The sequence below is a fragment of the Sphingobium cupriresistens genome, from assembly GCF_004152865.1.
In the GTDB taxonomy this organism is placed as follows: domain Bacteria; phylum Pseudomonadota; class Alphaproteobacteria; order Sphingomonadales; family Sphingomonadaceae; genus Sphingobium; species Sphingobium cupriresistens.
The window spans coordinates 70,805-85,741 of the sequence record NZ_SEOO01000011.1 but is presented as its reverse complement, the minus strand read 5'-3'; the positions used below and the strand labels follow the sequence as shown (position 1 = coordinate 85,741).

Below are 14,937 nucleotides of genomic sequence, written 5' to 3'. Positions count from 1 at the left end.
TTCCCTTCCGCCATCAATTTTCGGACGCGGCTATTGGTTATGCCCGGATTCCGCGGGGTCCGCCGTTGCAATATATGCAACTCTGCCGCTATATCGGCCTTCCTTCCATCCTACCCCCACGCAAAAGGATAAGAGCCTTGGCGAAACCAACGACGCCGCGTCCTTCACGCGCAACGGCAAAGGCGGCTGCACCCGCTGCCGGCGCGGACCATAACCGGCCTCGCCCCCAGACCCCGACCGATTACAAGGCCAGCAAGGACGAACTGCTGGAATTTTATCGGCAGATGGTCCTCATCCGCCGCTTCGAGGAAAAGGCCGGCCAGCTTTACGGCCTGGGCCTGATTGGCGGATTCTGCCATCTCTATATCGGCCAGGAAGCGGTCGCGGTTGGCATTCAGTCCGCGCTCAAGCCCGGCAAGGACAGTGTCATCACCGGCTATCGCGACCATGGCCACATGCTCGCCTATGGTATCGACCCCAATGTCATCATGGCCGAACTGACCGGCCGCGAAGCCGGCATTTCGCGCGGCAAGGGCGGTTCGATGCACATGTTCAGCGTCGAACATAAATTTTTCGGCGGCCATGGCATCGTCGGCGCGCAGGTGTCGCTGGGCGCGGGCCTGGGCTTTGCGCATAAATATAATGGCGATGGCGGCGTGTGCGTCGCCTATTTCGGCGACGGCGCGGCCAACCAGGGCCAGGTCTATGAATCCTTCAACATGGCCGAACTGTGGAAGCTCCCGATCATCTTCGTGATCGAGAATAACCAATATGCCATGGGCACCAGCGTCAATCGATCGTCGGCGGAAGACCAGCTTTATCGTCGCGGCGAAAGCTTCCGAATTCCGGGGCTTCAGGTCAACGGCATGGACGTGCTGGCCGTGCGCGGTGCGACCGAAGAGGCGCTCAAGTGGGTGCAGGAGGGCAATGGCCCGATCCTGCTGGAAATGAAGACCTATCGCTATCGCGGCCACTCCATGTCCGACCCGGCCAAATACCGGTCGCGCGAGGAAGTGCAGGCGATGCGCGACAAGTCCGATCCGATCGAAGGCGTGAAGAAATATCTGATCGAGGCCGGCGTCAGCGAGGACGACATCAAGGTGATCGACCAGGATATCCGCAAGACCGTCGCCGAAGCGGCCGATTTCGCGGAAACCTCGCCAGAGCCTGAACTGTCCGAACTCTATACCGACGTGCTGGTGGAGCAATATTAATGGGTATCGTAATCAAGATGCCGGCGCTCTCGCCGACGATGGAAGAGGGCACGCTGGCCAAATGGCTGGTGAAGGAAGGCGATGAGGTCAAGTCCGGCGACATCCTCGCCGAGATCGAGACCGACAAGGCGACGATGGAATTCGAAGCCGTGGATGAAGGCAAGATCGGCAAGATCATGATCGCCGAAGGCACCGAAGGCGTGAAGGTGGGCACCGTCATCGCCGAGATGGCGGGCGAGGGCGGCGAAGAAGCTGCGCCGGCGCCTAAGGCCGAAGCGCCCAAGGCGGAAGCCGCGTCAGCGCCCAAGAAGGCTGAAAGCGGCACGTCCAAGCTGGCGAGTGACGTCAAGGCCTCGGTCCAGGATCCCGCGATTCCGGAAGGCACCGAGTTCGTCAAGACGACCGTGCGCGAAGCGCTGCGCGACGCCATGGCCGAGGAAATGCGGAAGGATGAGCGCGTTTTCGTGATGGGCGAGGAAGTCGCGGAATATCAGGGCGCCTATAAGGTGACCCAGGGTCTGCTGGACGAGTTCGGCGACAAGCGCGTGATCGACACGCCGATCACCGAATATGGCTTTGCCGGCATCGGCACGGGCGCGGCGATGGGCGGCCTGCGCCCGATCGTGGAGTTCATGACGTTCAACTTTGCCATGCAGGCGATCGACCACATCATCAACTCGGCCGCCAAGACCAATTACATGTCCGGCGGCCAGATGCGCTGCCCGATCGTGTTCCGCGGTCCCAATGGCGCGGCGAGCCGCGTCGGCGCGCAGCACAGCCAGAATTACGGCCCTTGGTATGCCGCCGTTCCCGGCCTGATCGTCATCGCTCCCTATGACGCGGCCGACGCCAAGGGCCTGCTAAAGGCCGCGATCCGATCGACCGACCCGGTCGTCTTCCTGGAGAATGAACTTCTCTACGGCCGCAGCTTCGACGTGCCCAAGCTGGACGATTATGTCCTGCCGATCGGCAAGGCGCGGATCATGCGCGCCGGCAAGGACGTGACGTTGGTCAGCTATTCGATCGGAGTAGGCCTGGCCCTCGAAGCCGCCGAGACGCTGGCGGGCGAAGGCATCGACGCTGAAGTGATCGACCTGCGCACGCTGCGCCCGCTCGACACCGCGACGGTGCTGGAAAGCCTGAAGAAGACCAACCGCCTCGTTGTGGTGGAAGAAGGCTGGCCGACCTGCTCGATCGCGTCGGAAATCGCCGCCGTCGTCATGGAGCAGGGCTTCGATGATCTCGACGCCCCGGTGCTGCGCGTCACCAACGAAGATGTGCCGCTGCCTTATGCGGCGAACCTGGAAAAGGCCGCGCTGATCGATGCGAGCCGCGTCGTCGCGGCGGCCAAGAAGGTCTGCTACAAATAAGACGGAAGGGCGGCTCTAACGGCCGCCCTTTTTCTATCAGCTACAGGCGGCGGTGGCCGATGTCGCCAGGCCGCCGGCATTCTTGATTTGCTGGTCGGTTCGTTCGCGCACATTGAAGGCGCTGGTGTAGCGGATCACCTTCGCGCCGAAGATCGAGTTGGTGATCAGCGGCTGATAATTATAGGCCACTTCCACGAACATGACGGCGGTGCTGCTGGCCGCCTTCACCTTTTTGTCGGCGGTCGTGCCCGGTCCCATGCCAAATTTCATGCTGGCGTCGGTCTTGCCATTGTTGGCGACGCCATAGCTGGATGTGAAGCTGCCGCTGCCCCAGCAGCGCTGCCAGCGTATATATTGTCCCTCGCTCGATCCGCTGAGACCGTTCGGCTCCAGGTCCGACAGGAATATCCGGCCATTGGCCTTTAACGCCAGGCTATTGGTCGATAGTTCGGCGCCGGTCATGATTTCGTTGACGTCCGCTTCGTCGATAGACGTGCGCACGCGGGCGGCGTTGTCTGCGACCAGCATCGCCACCTGGCTGACGCGCATATGCGCCAGCGCCAGGTTCGCGCATTCCAGTCCCGACATGCACAGCACGACCAGCACCGGCAGCGAGAAGGCGAATTCGATCAGCGCCAGGCCGCGATCGTCGCGGCGCAGGCGGCGCGTGAGCGCCGAAAGGCGCGGGGGCATGGTCATCATGTGCATTTGATCGTCGGTTTACTCTGGTTCGCCCAGGGCTGATTGCGGACAATGGTGGTCGCGGTGGCGGACTGGGTCGCGCTCCAGCCCAGCATCTTGGCCATCGGGAACAGGCGCGGCATCGACACGGTCACTTCATAATAGACGATGTCGTCGGCGCTGCCGAGGCCGGTCGATCCGCCCGCCGCGTCATAGGCGCCATTGCCATTGGCGTCCTCATAGCAGTCGCCCACATTATAGCTGCCCAGCGGCGCGGTATCGGTGGTGATCTTTTCCGGCTTTCCCACGCGTGAAAAATTATAATAGCTTTTCTTGATCGTGGAGGTTGTGCCGTTCTTCGAATTGATCGCCGCCATCTGGGCATCGATATAGGTTTCGATCTGCGTGCTGTTGAGCGTGCCAACCGATGCGGCGCGGGCCGCCTTCTCCAGTACGCCGCGCGTCACCGCGCGCAGATAGGATTGATAGCCCAAATCGCCGATCGCCATGATGGACAGGATCAGCGGTCCCGCGACAAGACCGAATTCCAGCAAAGTGGCACCGCGCGCATGATCGCGCAGCCGGGCGAGGACATGGGCGACCCGGCCGATCATTGGGAAAGCCTCAATCCGCCGATATTCTTGGCGATATCCTTGAACTTCTGGCGCAGCGTGGACGGATTATAGGCCATGAACCAGTGGTTGCCGCTGTTGGCGCATGTCTGTAACTCGGTATCGAGCATGGCCGAATCGAGCGTGCCCGCTGGTGGCTTGTCCTTGAACCCGACGACCCAGATGGTGATGCCCTTGCCCTTGATGGCATTGCACATCATTTCCAGCCGCCGCTTGTGGATGGCCTTAAGCCCGGTATCGTCCGTGCTCGTGGCCGCGACCCGCCCGTCCAGCGCCTGATAGCCATAGGCGCCATAGACGGACTGATAAGCCATCAGGTCGCCATCGGTCATGAAGATGATATGACGCGAAATGTTGAAGCCGTTGGGCGCGTTGGCATTTTCGCTGGCGAAGATACCGCTGGGAGACAGGAAGCGCGCGCCCCACATCATGCCGATGTCATGATAGGTGCCGCCGACCGCGATCAGGCCATCGACATAGCTATTGAAACTGCTGGTCATGCCCGTCGGGGTCGCCGTACGACTGGTATAGCTCGCCAGCTTGCGCGCCTTGCTGGGGCACGCGTTCCAGCCGCCAGAGCCAGATCGATAATCATAATCCCGATTATCATTCAGCCAGCGGCCGGCGCGGGTGAATTCCACGTCAGGCCAATGCGGACGCCATTTGGTCGCCTTATTGGTCGGCGCGGTGTCAATTTGCAGATCATAGGCGCCCGATGGTATGGAGGACGTTGATGTCGTCGCGGTGATACTGCTGTCCGTATCGCGTTCCTCGATGCAGCCCGCCCATGTGTTGGTCGCCGACACGGTCGTATTGTTGGCGTCGGTGGTGGCGCCAGTCACGGAAGTTGGGTTGGTCGTCGCATTCCCGGTGACATAGTTCGACACGTCCAGCGGATATTGGCCATACTCCCATTGGTAGAATGTCCGGTCTGAGCCGGCCGTGTATGTCGTCGCATAAGTTTTGGCGACGATGTTTTCGCGCCGGACACATTTGCGGTTGTTGTTGCCTGAAGGAGTGTTGGTGGAACCGTTGAAGCTATCGTAGCTGTATGTGGTGGTGGTCGTGTTGGATGGCGCGCTGCCTGTGGTGGCAGGGCTAGATCCGTAGTTGCCGCTCCAACTTGTGCACCCGGAAGCAGACAAGGTCGATGATGTCGATGCATTGTTAGCGTTGCTGGACGACGTATAACAATTATTGAGGCCATATCGCCGGTAGCAGGTCGACGGCGTCGATGATGTCTCATAATAATAAATGGCTCGCCGCGTCTGGTAGTTCCAGGTTTCGCCGGTCGTTCCGCCGACAAGCGCGCTCGACGGCAGCGAATAGCCCACATTCGCGGTCGAACTGTACGGCATGAAGCCGTAACGGATACGTCCGGTCGTGTCCGACCCCGCGCCCAGCGTGTCGTAGAAATCCTTCACCGCCAGCTTGAGCGCGGCCAACCGCGTCATGACGGTGCCGTCCGTGTCGGTCATGTTGCTGGACATGGAGCCGGTGGTGTCGAGCACCAGCATGACGTCGGTATTGCCGATGTCGAACCGGCTTTCGCACGTCACGGCGAGCGGCAGGGTCTGATAGCCGAAAATCTTCATGATCGTGGTCGGCATGGTCGTTTCCGCCGTCACCTGCACCGTGGTGGTTTCGCCCGGCTTGCTGCGGATGACCGGGGTGAAGGTTGCGGCCTGGAACGTATTTTGCGGGAAGTTGAAGTCGAAAAACTTGCGCGCTTCGGCGATATCGGTCGTGGACATGGTCGCCCCGGTCATCGCGCGGCGGCCCGCCAGCGCGGCGGAATCGCAGGCCTGCTGCATCCGGGCGCGCGCCATATAGGCGCGGCTCATGTCCAGCCCGCCGCCGATCAGCGCGGCGAGCGGGATGATCGCCGCGGCGACCATCGCCATGACGTTGCCCGCCTGGTTGCCCGCCAGTCGCTTCAGGAAGCCGTGTCGATACTGGTTTACCTTGCCCATTTGCCTGCAATCACCCATGTCGCGCCCAAGGACCCCCCACATCCGGGTTGGGCAGCCTTTCCGCCTATGCAGGCGCACTCGTTAGAATGTGTATGAGGAAGATGGTTAAAGGACCGATAACCTGCGTATCCCCTGTCAGGACAGGAGTCGCGCGATGAGCCTGGACGAAGACGCCGTGCCGCCGTTGGGCCTGTTGCTCGCCGCCCATGCCGGTGGCGCACAAGCGTCGCGGCATCGCGCGCTCTGGGCGTTCGATGCGCGGCTGGCGAAGGTCGCGCGCACCACCAGCGAGCCGATGATCGGTCAGATGCGGTTGGCCTGGTGGAATGACGTCATCGAGGATTCCACAGGCATTAAGGGGCAGGGCGAGCCTGTGGTGGACGCGATGCGGGCGACGGGGGCTTGTGGAGCGCCGGGACTGGTGGGGGTGATCGACGGCTGGGAAATATTGTTGGTCGAACCGGACATCGATATGAAGGGCCTGCGCGATTATGCATCGGGGCGGGGCGGCGGATTGTTCCGGGCGCTGGCTGATGCCGCCGATGCGCCGGACTGGCTGGCGGCGGCGGGGCAGGTGTGGGCGCTGTGGGATCTGGCCGGGCATGTCGGGGACAAGGCGCTGGGGCAAGCGGCGCTGGCTTTGGCGGTCGAAATACTGCCGTCGGTTGAGGGCGTGCGCTGGCCGCGGGGATGGAAGCCGTTGCGGATCGCGTTTACTATGGCGCGGCAGGATGTGTTGGCGGGGCGGGGCGCGCCGCTGGGGATGCCGCGGGCGCTGGCGGGGCGGTTGCTGCGGATCGCGCTTGTCGGACGCTAGTCGGTCGGGATAGGCTGGCCGCCTACGGACTTGAGGAGGGCGGCATGGGGCGATTGCTGGCGGGTGGCATGGCGGCGCTGCTGCTGGTCGCGGGCGGTCTGTTCTGGTGGCAGGGGCGGGCGGATACGGCGCCGGTGCCCCAGCTTGCCTCCGCCCCGCCGCCACCGCCGCAGATAGAACCATTGCCGGAGGGCGACCCCGATGCCGTCGGCGATGCGCCGCCGATGCCTGGCGAGGCCAGTCCGCAGAACCGCGAACAGAAGCGCTTCGCCCGTTATGACCGGAACCGCGATGGCGTCATCACGCGGGTCGAGATGATGGGCAGCCGGACCAAGGCGTTCAAGGCGCTGGACAAGGATGGCGACAATCTGTTGTCCTTCGAGGAGTGGGCGGTGGCGACGGCGGATCGGTTCGGCGCGGCGGATGCCGACAAGGACGGCAAGCTGACCCCCGCGGAGTTCGCCGCCACCGCGCCCAAGCGGGCGGCGAAGGCGAAGTGCAAATGTTGACCTCAACGGGAATGGGGTAATCAGGCGATCTCCATCTCCCCCATCCAAAGGCCGAAGGACGCGCGGGCGCGGGAGGTATAGGCTTCCTTGCGCTGCTTCTTCTTTACGTCGTCCAAAGTCGGGAAAAGGCCGAAATTGACGTTCATCGGCTGATAGTCGGCGCTCACCACATTGCCGGTCACATGGCCGAGCAGCGCGCCCAGCGCGGTGTCCGCGGGTGGCGGGGTCAGGGCGCGGCCGAGCAGTTCGGCCGCCGCGAAGCGCCCGGCGAGCAGGCCGATCGCGGCGCTCTCCACATAGCCCTCGCAGCCCGTCATTTGGCCTGCAAAGCGGATATGCGGCGCGCTCTTCAAGCGCAAAGTCGGGTCGAGCAGCTTGGGGCTCTGGATGAAGGTATTGCGGTGCAACCCGCCCAGCCGCGCAAACTCCGCCTTCTGAAGGCCGGGGATGGTGCGGAACAATTCAGCCTGCGCGCCATGTTTCAGCTTGGTCTGGAAACCGACCATGTTCCAGAGCGTGCCGGACGCATTGTCCTGCCGCAACTGCACCACCGCATAGGGCCAGCGGCCGGTGCGCGGATTGTCCAGCCCCATCGGCTTCATCGGGCCGTGGCGCAGCGTTTCCGGCCCGCGCGAAGCCATCACCTCGATCGGCATACAGCCCTCGAAATAGGGGGTGCTGGCCTCCCACTCCTTGAACTCGGTCTTTTCGCCATCGAGCAGCCCCTGGACAAAGGCCTGATACTGGTCCTTGTCCATCGGGCAGTTGATATAGTCCTTCCCCTCGCCGCCGCCGGGGCCGATCTTGTCCCAGCGGTTCGCCATCCAGCACTGGTCCATGTCGATGCTGTCATGATGGATCACCGGCGCGATCGCGTCGAAGAAGGCGAGATGCTCCATGCCCGCCGCCTGGCCGATGCTGGTGGCGAGCGCGGGCGCGGTCAGCGGGCCGGTGGCGACGATGGTCATGCCCTCTGTGGGCAACGTGTCGATCCGCTCGCGCACGATCTCCACATTGGGATGATCGGCGAGCGCGCGGGTGACGGCGCCCGAAAAGACATGGCGATCGACCGCCAGCGCGGAGCCGGCGGGCACCTTAGCCGGTTCGGCGCTGGCCATGATGAGCGAGTCCAGCCGCCGCATTTCCTGATGCAGCAGGCCCACGGCATTTTTGTCCGCATCGTCGGAGCGGAAGCTGTTGGAGCAGACCAGTTCGGCCAGCCCCTCTGTCTGGTGCGCGGGGGTCATGTCGCCGCTTCCGCGCATTTCCGACAGGCGCACGCGGATGCCCGCCTGGGCCAACTGCCACGCCGCCTCCGTTCCGGCGAGGCCGCCGCCGATGATGTGAACCTGATGATGGGACATGATGCGTGTGACTTTATGGCTGTTTGGGGGACGCGAATGGTGCGGGCGTCCGTGGGACATATCGCCGCTTTGGGCAAGGTCTATAGCCGATGGCGGGCGAGTAGGACAGGGCGGGGTGAGGGACTTTTGGCGCGGCGGGCGATTGGCGAAGACTGCGAAGTTCACACCGTCGCAGGGTTCGCTTTTGCGCGGGTGCGGCTACGCAGGGCGGACTTCGCAATAGGAGGGTTTTTGCGAAGTGGTGTTCTTTTGGGTTGCGACGGGATGGCCTTATGCCTTGTCCAGCAAGGACTGGATCGCCACCGGATCGGCGTCGATCAGCGACAGAAGAACGCGGGCGGGCGCGTCCGGATGGAGGCGATTCTGCTCCCAATCCCGCACAGTACCCACCGGTATGCGATAGGCCTTGGCGAAGGCGCCTTGCGTCAGCTTGGCAGCCTGACGGATCGCCTTCACATCCGGCCCAGCGACAATATGCCCGCGCGCGCCATCGCCCTTGGCTTAGGCGATGGCATCGGTGAGGCCCGCCATAATGCCGTCGAAATCTTCAGTCTTCATCGTAACGCCTCCTTCAATGCGGCCGTCATCCGCTTAAACGCCTTTTCCTGTGCGTCGGTCAACGTAGCGTCCGCGCTCTTGTGGTACGGTAATTTCGACCCTTGGTTGAGAAATATGCTCTGCTGCACAACCTTCCATACGCCGACCGGAAAAACTTCGGCCTAAGTGACTTCTTCGTTATGACTGCATTTGGCCTAGAAAAAGAAGATCGCCAAGCATCGACCGACTCGCCTCCAAAAGAGTGGCTGGAGGCAATGCGGCCGGAAAATCGTTAAATGAATGAGAGATCATTTGAGCGATCGCTCGCCCGGAGCCTAAATAGCGACAGGTGTCTTCAAACCCCCACCAACGCCCCATCCCCATAATAAGCCGCCTCGTCCAAAATCCCCTCGCGCTTGGCCACGATCACGCCGACCAGCACCTGGCCCGCGACGTTGACCGCGGTGCGGCCCATATCCAGAATCGGGTCGATCGCCAGCAATAGCCCCACGCCCTCCAGTGGCAGGCCCAGCGTCGAGAGCGTCAGCGTCAGCATCACGATCGCGCCGGTCAGCCCGGCGGTCGCGGCCGATCCGATGACGGACACGAACACGATCAGCGCATAATCCACGAAATGCAGCGGGATGCCGTAAAAGCCCGCGACGAAGATCGCCGCCAGCGCGGGATAGATCGACGCGCAGCCGTCCATCTTGGTCGTGGAGGCCAGCGGAATGGCGAAGGCGGCATAGCCCTTGTCGACGCCGAGGCGCTCGGTCACGGCTTCGGTGACGGGCAGGGTGCCGACCGAGGAGCGCGACACGAAACCCAGTTGGATCGCGGGCCAGGCCTTGGCGAAATAGGGGCCGGGCTTCAGGCCATTGGCGACCAGCAGCAGCGGATAGACGACCAGCAGCACCAGCGTGAGGCCGAGATAGATGGCGGCGGTGAAGGCGCCGAGTTGCGCCAGCGCGCTCCAGCCATAGGTGGCGATGGCGGTGCCGATCAGCGCGGCCGAGCCGATCGGGGTCAGGCGGATCACCCAGCCGAGCAGCGCGCGCACCACCGCGAGAGCTGAACGGACGAAGCCGAGGAAGGGGTCGGCCTTTTCCCCGACCTTCAGGGTGGCGAGGCCGACCGCGATCGAAATGACCAGCAGTTGCAGGATGTTGAAGCTGATGCTGGTGGAGGCGCTGCCGTCGGTGATCTTGGTGCTGCCCGACAGCGCCAGGCTGTTGGCCGGAACCAGCCCTTTGAGGAAATCGAGCCAGCCGCCCATATTCTCGTTCTTGCCCATGGCGAGCGCCGTGCCGTGCAGGCCTGCGCCGGGCTGGACGATCACGCCGATCGCGATGCCGATCGCGACGGCGATCAGCGCGGTGATGGCGAACCAGAGCAGGGTCTGCCCGGCCAGCCGCGCGGCGTTGTCCAGCGCGCGCAGATTGGCGATCGACGCGACGATGGCGGCGAAGACCAAGGGCGGCACGATCGCCTTCAAGAGCGAGACGAAGATCGACCCGACCGTCTTGAGCGCGGTGGCCAGCCAGTTGAGGTCGCCATCCGGCCCCGCGCCGATCTGGCGGGCGACGAGGCCCAGCAAGAGGCCAACGACCATGCCGGCCAGAACCTGAAATCCGAAACTGCGATAAGGAAGGGCCATGTCTGTTTCCTCTGGGCGACCGGCCGCCTATATCGGTTGGCGGTCGGCCGATTGCGCGCAAGCAATTCTTGACGTGTGTATAACAGGGATAAGGTGGCCCTCTTTCCGCTGTGGTGGATCAACGCATTGGCGCGACCGATCCGCTATGCCAGACAGGCGATATCGATCCATCGGGGAGTTGCAAACTATGATGATGCGCGGCGCATGTTCGGCTTTGGCGCTGCTGGCGTTGCCGCAGGGCGCGATGGCGGCGGCGGATGCCGGGGCGGCCAAGGCCATTTTGATGCGATCGGTCGCGATCAAGACGGTGCAGGGCGAGGGGCAGGTGCCCAAACTGGCGGCCTATTATGCGGGGGTGCTGAAGGCCGCGGGCTTTGCCGATACGGACATCGTCATCACGCCGATGGGCGAGACGGCGACCCTCGCCGCGACGATAAAGGGGAGCGACCCGACGCTGAAGCCCATGGCGCTGATCGGCCATATGGATGTGGTCGCGGCGGACCGGGCGGACTGGACCCGCGATCCGTTCGTGCCGGTGGAGGAGAATGGCTACATTTTCGGGCGCGGGGCGGAGGATAATAAATATGACGTCGCGATGATGGTCGCGACCATGGCGCAGTTGAAGAAGGAAGGCTGGAAACCGCGCCGCACCGTCATCCTGCTTTTGTCGGGGGACGAGGAAACCGACATGGTGACGACCAAGGCGCTGGCGGGGCAATATAAGGACATCGAACTGCTGCTGAACGGCGATGGCGGCGGCGGGCTGCTGAACGACGAGGGCAGGCCGGTGCTGTACCAGTTGCAGGCGGGCGAGAAGAGCTATGCGGATTTCGAATTCGCCTTCACCGATGCGGGCGGTCATTCGAGCGCCCCGACGCCGGGCAATCCCATTTATCGGATGGCGAAGGCGATCGACGCGATCGCGGCCTATCAGTTCCCGCCGATGCGGAACGCACTGACCAGGGCGTCGCTGGCGCTGTCCGCCGACCGGATCGGCGGCGACGTGGGACAGGCGATGCGGCGCTATGCCGATACGGGCGATGCGGCGGCGGCGGAGCTGCTGTCGACCCGGCCGGAATTTGTCGGGCAGGTGCGCACCACCTGCGTCGCGACGATGGCGAGCGCGGGTCATGCGCCCAATGCGCTGCCGCAGAACGCGAAGGTCGTTGTGAATTGCCGCATCTTCCCCGGTGTCGCGATCGACGAAGTGAAGGCGCAACTGGTCAAGGTGGTGGCCGATCCGAGCGCGCGTGTGAAGACGCTGGGCGATCCGCTGGCCAGCGATGCGTCACCCCTGCGCGCCGACATGATGAAGGTGGTGCGCGACGCGGTGATGGCGCGGGCGCCCGACATTGCGGTGATGCCGGGCATGTCGGCGGGGGCGACCGACAGCCTTTATTTTCGCGCGCTGGGTGTGCCGAGCTATGGCGTGTCCAGCCTGTTCATGAAGGCGGAGGATGGCTTCGCCCACGGGTTGAACGAACGGGTGCCGGTGGCGGGGATTAGGGAATCGCTGGAGCAGTGGGACGCGGTGGTGCGCGGGCTGGCGAAGTAGGGGACGGGCTTACCCTCTCTATCCCGTTCGGTTCGAGCAGCTTCGAGCGAAGTCGAGAAGCGTCCGTCGAGAACAGTTCTCGACAAGCTCGAACCGAACGGGGGTAGGTGTCGGGTAGGCGCTTAACCCCGCACCGCAATCCCGTTGGCGGCCGACAGCACCGCCTGCACCGACGCCGTCGCGACATCCGCATCGGTGCCGACGCCGAACACGGTGCGGCCGTCGGGGGCGCGGCATTCGACATAGGCGGCGGCGTTCACGTCGCTGCCTGCACCGATCGCATGTTCGGTATAGTCGGCGATTTCGAGCTGCACGCCGAACTCGTCGCGCAGCGCGGCCAGCACCGAAGAGAGCAGGCCGTTGCCCCGCCCGGAAATGGAGCGTTCCACGCCTTCATGCACGATCTTACCAGTGAAGATGCGATCGCCCGCCACGCCGCTCTCATGATAGTCGATCAGGCTATAGGCTTGCTCGCCCGACAGGCGGTAATGGGTCTGGAACGCGCTCCAGATGTCGGCGGCGTTGAGTTCGCGGCTGCTTTCGTCGGCCATGGCCTGAACGACCTTGGAAAATTCGGCCTGCATCCGCTTGGGCATCTTATAGCCCTTGTCCTGTTGCAGCACCCAGGCGACGCCGCCCTTGCCCGATTGCGAATTGACGCGGATCACCGCTTCATAATCGCGGCCCAGATCCTTGGGGTCGATTGGCAGATAGGGCACGTCCCAGATCAGGTCGTTGCGCGCTTCCTGCGCGGCGAAGCCCTTCTTGATCGCATCCTGATGGCTGCCGGAAAAGGCGGTGAACACCAGTTCGCCGGCATAGGGATGGCGCGGGTGGACGGGCAACTGGTTGCAATATTCGACGGTCTGGATGACCTCGTCAATGTCGCTGAAGTCCAGCAGCGGGTTGATGCCCTGCGTGTACATGTTGAGCGCCACGGTCACGATGTCGCAATTGCCGGTGCGCTCGCCATTGCCGAACAGGCAGCCTTCGACACGATCCGCGCCGGCCATCAGGCCCAGTTCCGCCGCCGCGACGCCGGTGCCGCGGTCGTTATGCGGATGCAGCGAGATGACGACGCTGTCGCGCCTGGAGATGTTGCGGCACATCCATTCGATCTGGTCGGCATAGATGTTGGGCGTCGCGCATTCGACCGTCGCGGGCAGGTTCAGGATCAGCGGACGATCGGGCGTGGGTGCAAGAATGTCCATCACCGCCTCGCAACATTCCAGGCTGAAATCCAGCTCCGCGGTGGAGAAGGTTTCGGGCGAATATTCGAAATGCCAGTCGGTGTCCGGCTGCTTGGCGGCATTGTCGCGCAGCAGCTTGGCGGCGTTGACGGCGATCTCCTTGATCTCCGGCCGGCTCATCTGGAACACGATGTTGCGCCAGGCGGGCGACACGGCGTTGTAGACATGGACGATCGCCTTGGGCGCGCCGCGCAGCGATTCGAAGGTGGTGGCGATCAGGTCGGCGCGCGCCTGGGTCAGCACCTGCACGATCACGTCGTCGGGGATTGCGCCGTCGCGGACCAGCCCGGAAATAAAGTCGAATTCGGTCGCGCCCGCAGCGGGGAAGCCGATCTCGATTTCCTTGACGCCGACCTTGAGCAGCAGGTCGAAGAAGCGGCGCTTCTTTTCCGCATTCATCGGGTCGATCAGCGACTGGTTGCCGTCGCGCATGTCGGTCGACAGCCAGCGCGGCGGCGCGGTGATGACCTGCGCAGGCCATTGGCGATTGGGCAGGTCCACCTGCGGGAAGGCGCGGTATTTCTGCGAGGGATCGGTCAGCATCATGGGATCAAACTACTTCTTTGCCAGCGGCGCGCGGGTCGGCGCTTTCCGGTATACGACTTGACTGCGATGAATGCCCTTAGGCGGATCGGTGCTGCCCATAGTCGAAAGGCAGCATAAAAACCACGCCTAAGGGCGTGTAAGTCGTAGCAGGGTAAGAAGGCTGACGCTCTGCATGATGCGTCCCCTTACCCCTTTTGTGGGGGAGGGGTAAAGCTCATAATTGGGCGCGGCTGAAAATGGCGTCGATGCTGAGGTCTACCTTGTCGGATACGAAGGGGCGGCCGAAGCCCATGCCGAACTGGCTGCGTTCGACCGTCATGGCGCCGGAGAAATGCATGGTGGACAGGCCCGGCGCTTCGTCCGGGCCGGACGCCTCTTTCAGGGTCGTGCCGACCAGCCGGACGGAGAGAGTGACGGGACGGTTCTGCCCGTGCATTGTCAGTTCGCCGGCAATGGGCGTGGGCGCATCGCTGCGCGCCAGCGGGGCATTTTGCGCGATAAAGCGGATGGTGGGAAATTTCGCCATGTCGAAGAAGCTGTCGCCCTTCAGCATCGCGTCGGTGGAGGCGTCGCCGGTGGTCAGCCTTTCGACCGGGAAGCTGATGTCGACGGTCGCGCGGTCGGGCTGGGCAGGGTCGATCACCACCGCGCCTTCGGGCGCGACGAAGTCGCCTTCATAGCCGCCGACCAGCGCCTTCACTCGGAAATGCGCCTTGGTCGCCACGCTATCGACCTGATAGCGGCCGGGTGCATAAAGGGCTGGCGGCGCGGCGGCCGCCGGCACAAGCGCGACGATGCTCAGCAGCAGCGCGGCTTGTGCCGGACGGCGCAC

Annotated in this window: 14 protein-coding genes; 6 read left to right on the top strand and 8 right to left on the bottom strand. The window is 63.5% G+C overall.

Going from position 1 to position 14,937, the window contains the following annotated elements:
- Positions 1-137 precede the first annotated feature (137 nt).
- Complete coding sequence (pdhA, locus tag EWH12_RS08725) at positions 138-1,214, top strand: pyruvate dehydrogenase (acetyl-transferring) E1 component subunit alpha (RefSeq protein WP_066603179.1); 1,077 nt, start codon at positions 138-140, stop codon at positions 1,212-1,214.
- Entirely contained in the window at positions 1,214-2,584 is a 1,371-nt protein-coding gene (locus EWH12_RS08720; protein ID WP_129926338.1) for a pyruvate dehydrogenase complex E1 component subunit beta, read from the top strand. The genes pdhA and EWH12_RS08720 overlap by 1 nt, the downstream gene beginning before the upstream one ends.
- Positions 2,585-2,620: 36 nt before the next feature.
- Here EWH12_RS08720 and EWH12_RS08715 read toward each other — a convergent pair whose 3' ends face one another.
- The 3 genes from EWH12_RS08715 to EWH12_RS08705 are packed head-to-tail and all read right to left on the bottom strand — an operon-like array spanning position 2,621 to position 5,870.
- Entirely contained in the window at positions 2,621-3,286 is a 666-nt protein-coding gene (locus EWH12_RS08715) for a TadE/TadG family type IV pilus assembly protein (protein WP_066603172.1), read from the bottom strand.
- Positions 3,283-3,879, bottom strand: a complete 597-nt coding sequence (locus EWH12_RS08710) for a TadE/TadG family type IV pilus assembly protein (protein ID WP_066603168.1) — start codon at positions 3,877-3,879, stop codon at positions 3,283-3,285. Before EWH12_RS08710 ends, EWH12_RS08715 begins: the two co-directional genes overlap by 4 nt.
- Positions 3,876-5,870, bottom strand: coding sequence for a TadE/TadG family type IV pilus assembly protein (locus EWH12_RS08705; protein ID WP_129926337.1), 1,995 nt, complete (start codon positions 5,868-5,870; stop codon positions 3,876-3,878). Before EWH12_RS08705 ends, EWH12_RS08710 begins: the two co-directional genes overlap by 4 nt.
- Before the next feature lie 154 nt (positions 5,871-6,024).
- On the opposite strand from EWH12_RS08705, the gene EWH12_RS08700 reads away from it, so the two are divergent.
- Both EWH12_RS08700 and EWH12_RS08695 read left to right on the top strand, forming a co-directional pair.
- Positions 6,025-6,687 carry a hypothetical protein gene (locus EWH12_RS08700; RefSeq protein ID WP_129926336.1) on the top strand — a complete coding sequence of 221 codons (663 nt, stop codon included), beginning with the start codon at positions 6,025-6,027 and terminating at the stop codon, positions 6,685-6,687.
- A gap of 44 nt (positions 6,688-6,731) precedes the next feature.
- Positions 6,732-7,196: an EF-hand domain-containing protein gene (locus tag EWH12_RS08695; RefSeq protein ID WP_129926335.1), complete on the top strand. Its 465-nt coding sequence runs from the start codon at positions 6,732-6,734 to the stop codon at positions 7,194-7,196.
- Between the two features lie 20 nt (positions 7,197-7,216).
- On the opposite strand, the gene trmFO is transcribed toward EWH12_RS08695, so the two are convergent.
- Together trmFO and EWH12_RS08685 are read right to left on the bottom strand one after the other, a co-directional pair.
- Positions 7,217-8,560, bottom strand: coding sequence for a methylenetetrahydrofolate--tRNA-(uracil(54)-C(5))-methyltransferase (FADH(2)-oxidizing) TrmFO (gene trmFO, locus EWH12_RS08690; RefSeq protein ID WP_129926334.1), 1,344 nt, complete (start codon positions 8,558-8,560; stop codon positions 7,217-7,219).
- A gap of 270 nt (positions 8,561-8,830) precedes the next feature.
- A complete protein-coding gene (locus EWH12_RS08685) occupies positions 8,831-9,016 on the bottom strand; it encodes a helix-turn-helix domain-containing protein (protein ID WP_165363588.1) in 186 nt (61 codons plus the stop codon).
- 18 nt (positions 9,017-9,034) lie between these two features.
- Here EWH12_RS08685 and EWH12_RS08680 point away from each other — a divergent pair, with 18 nt between their 5' ends.
- Positions 9,035-9,283 (top strand): hypothetical protein, encoded by a 249-nt coding sequence (locus EWH12_RS08680; protein ID WP_129926332.1) that lies wholly within the window; start codon positions 9,035-9,037, stop codon positions 9,281-9,283.
- Positions 9,284-9,452: 169 nt separating this feature from the next.
- Here the strand turns inward: EWH12_RS08680 and EWH12_RS08675 are convergent, their stop codons facing one another.
- The gene (locus tag EWH12_RS08675) at positions 9,453-10,754 is read right to left on the bottom strand and encodes a dicarboxylate/amino acid:cation symporter (protein ID WP_129926331.1); all 1,302 of its coding nucleotides are present in this window, start codon (positions 10,752-10,754) and stop codon (positions 9,453-9,455) included.
- Positions 10,755-10,941: 187 nt separating this feature from the next.
- On the opposite strand from EWH12_RS08675, the gene EWH12_RS08670 reads away from it, so the two are divergent.
- Positions 10,942-12,309 carry a M20/M25/M40 family metallo-hydrolase gene (locus EWH12_RS08670; protein ID WP_129926330.1) on the top strand — a complete coding sequence of 456 codons (1,368 nt, stop codon included), beginning with the start codon at positions 10,942-10,944 and terminating at the stop codon, positions 12,307-12,309.
- 122 nt (positions 12,310-12,431) lie between these two features.
- On the opposite strand, the gene leuA is transcribed toward EWH12_RS08670, so the two are convergent.
- Together leuA and EWH12_RS08660 are read right to left on the bottom strand one after the other, a co-directional pair.
- Positions 12,432-14,105, bottom strand: a complete 1,674-nt coding sequence (gene leuA, locus EWH12_RS08665) for a 2-isopropylmalate synthase (RefSeq protein ID WP_129926329.1) — start codon at positions 14,103-14,105, stop codon at positions 12,432-12,434.
- A gap of 214 nt (positions 14,106-14,319) precedes the next feature.
- Complete coding sequence (locus tag EWH12_RS08660) at positions 14,320-14,937, bottom strand: YceI family protein (RefSeq protein WP_129926328.1); 618 nt, start codon at positions 14,935-14,937, stop codon at positions 14,320-14,322.

What these genes read in the sequence shown, in the direction of transcription:
- EWH12_RS08720 (WP_129926338.1), top strand. Translation starts at nt 1,214, where the DNA reads ATGGGTATCGTAATCAAGATGCCGGCGCTCTCGCCGACGATGGAAGAG.
- EWH12_RS08715 (WP_066603172.1), bottom strand. Translation starts at nt 3,286, where the DNA reads ATGATGACCATGCCCCCGCGCCTTTCGGCGCTCACGCGCCGCCTGCGC.
- EWH12_RS08710 (WP_066603168.1), bottom strand. Translation starts at nt 3,879, where the DNA reads ATGATCGGCCGGGTCGCCCATGTCCTCGCCCGGCTGCGCGATCATGCG.
- EWH12_RS08705 (WP_129926337.1), bottom strand. Translation starts at nt 5,870, where the DNA reads ATGGGCAAGGTAAACCAGTATCGACACGGCTTCCTGAAGCGACTGGCG.
- EWH12_RS08700 (WP_129926336.1), top strand. Translation starts at nt 6,025, where the DNA reads ATGAGCCTGGACGAAGACGCCGTGCCGCCGTTGGGCCTGTTGCTCGCC.
- EWH12_RS08695 (WP_129926335.1), top strand. Translation starts at nt 6,732, where the DNA reads ATGGGGCGATTGCTGGCGGGTGGCATGGCGGCGCTGCTGCTGGTCGCG.
- trmFO (WP_129926334.1), bottom strand. Translation starts at nt 8,560, where the DNA reads ATGTCCCATCATCAGGTTCACATCATCGGCGGCGGCCTCGCCGGAACG.
- EWH12_RS08680 (WP_129926332.1), top strand. Translation starts at nt 9,035, where the DNA reads ATGCCCGCGCGCGCCATCGCCCTTGGCTTAGGCGATGGCATCGGTGAG.
- EWH12_RS08675 (WP_129926331.1), bottom strand. Translation starts at nt 10,754, where the DNA reads ATGGCCCTTCCTTATCGCAGTTTCGGATTTCAGGTTCTGGCCGGCATG.
- EWH12_RS08670 (WP_129926330.1), top strand. Translation starts at nt 10,942, where the DNA reads ATGATGATGCGCGGCGCATGTTCGGCTTTGGCGCTGCTGGCGTTGCCG.
- leuA (WP_129926329.1), bottom strand. Translation starts at nt 14,105, where the DNA reads ATGATGCTGACCGATCCCTCGCAGAAATACCGCGCCTTCCCGCAGGTG.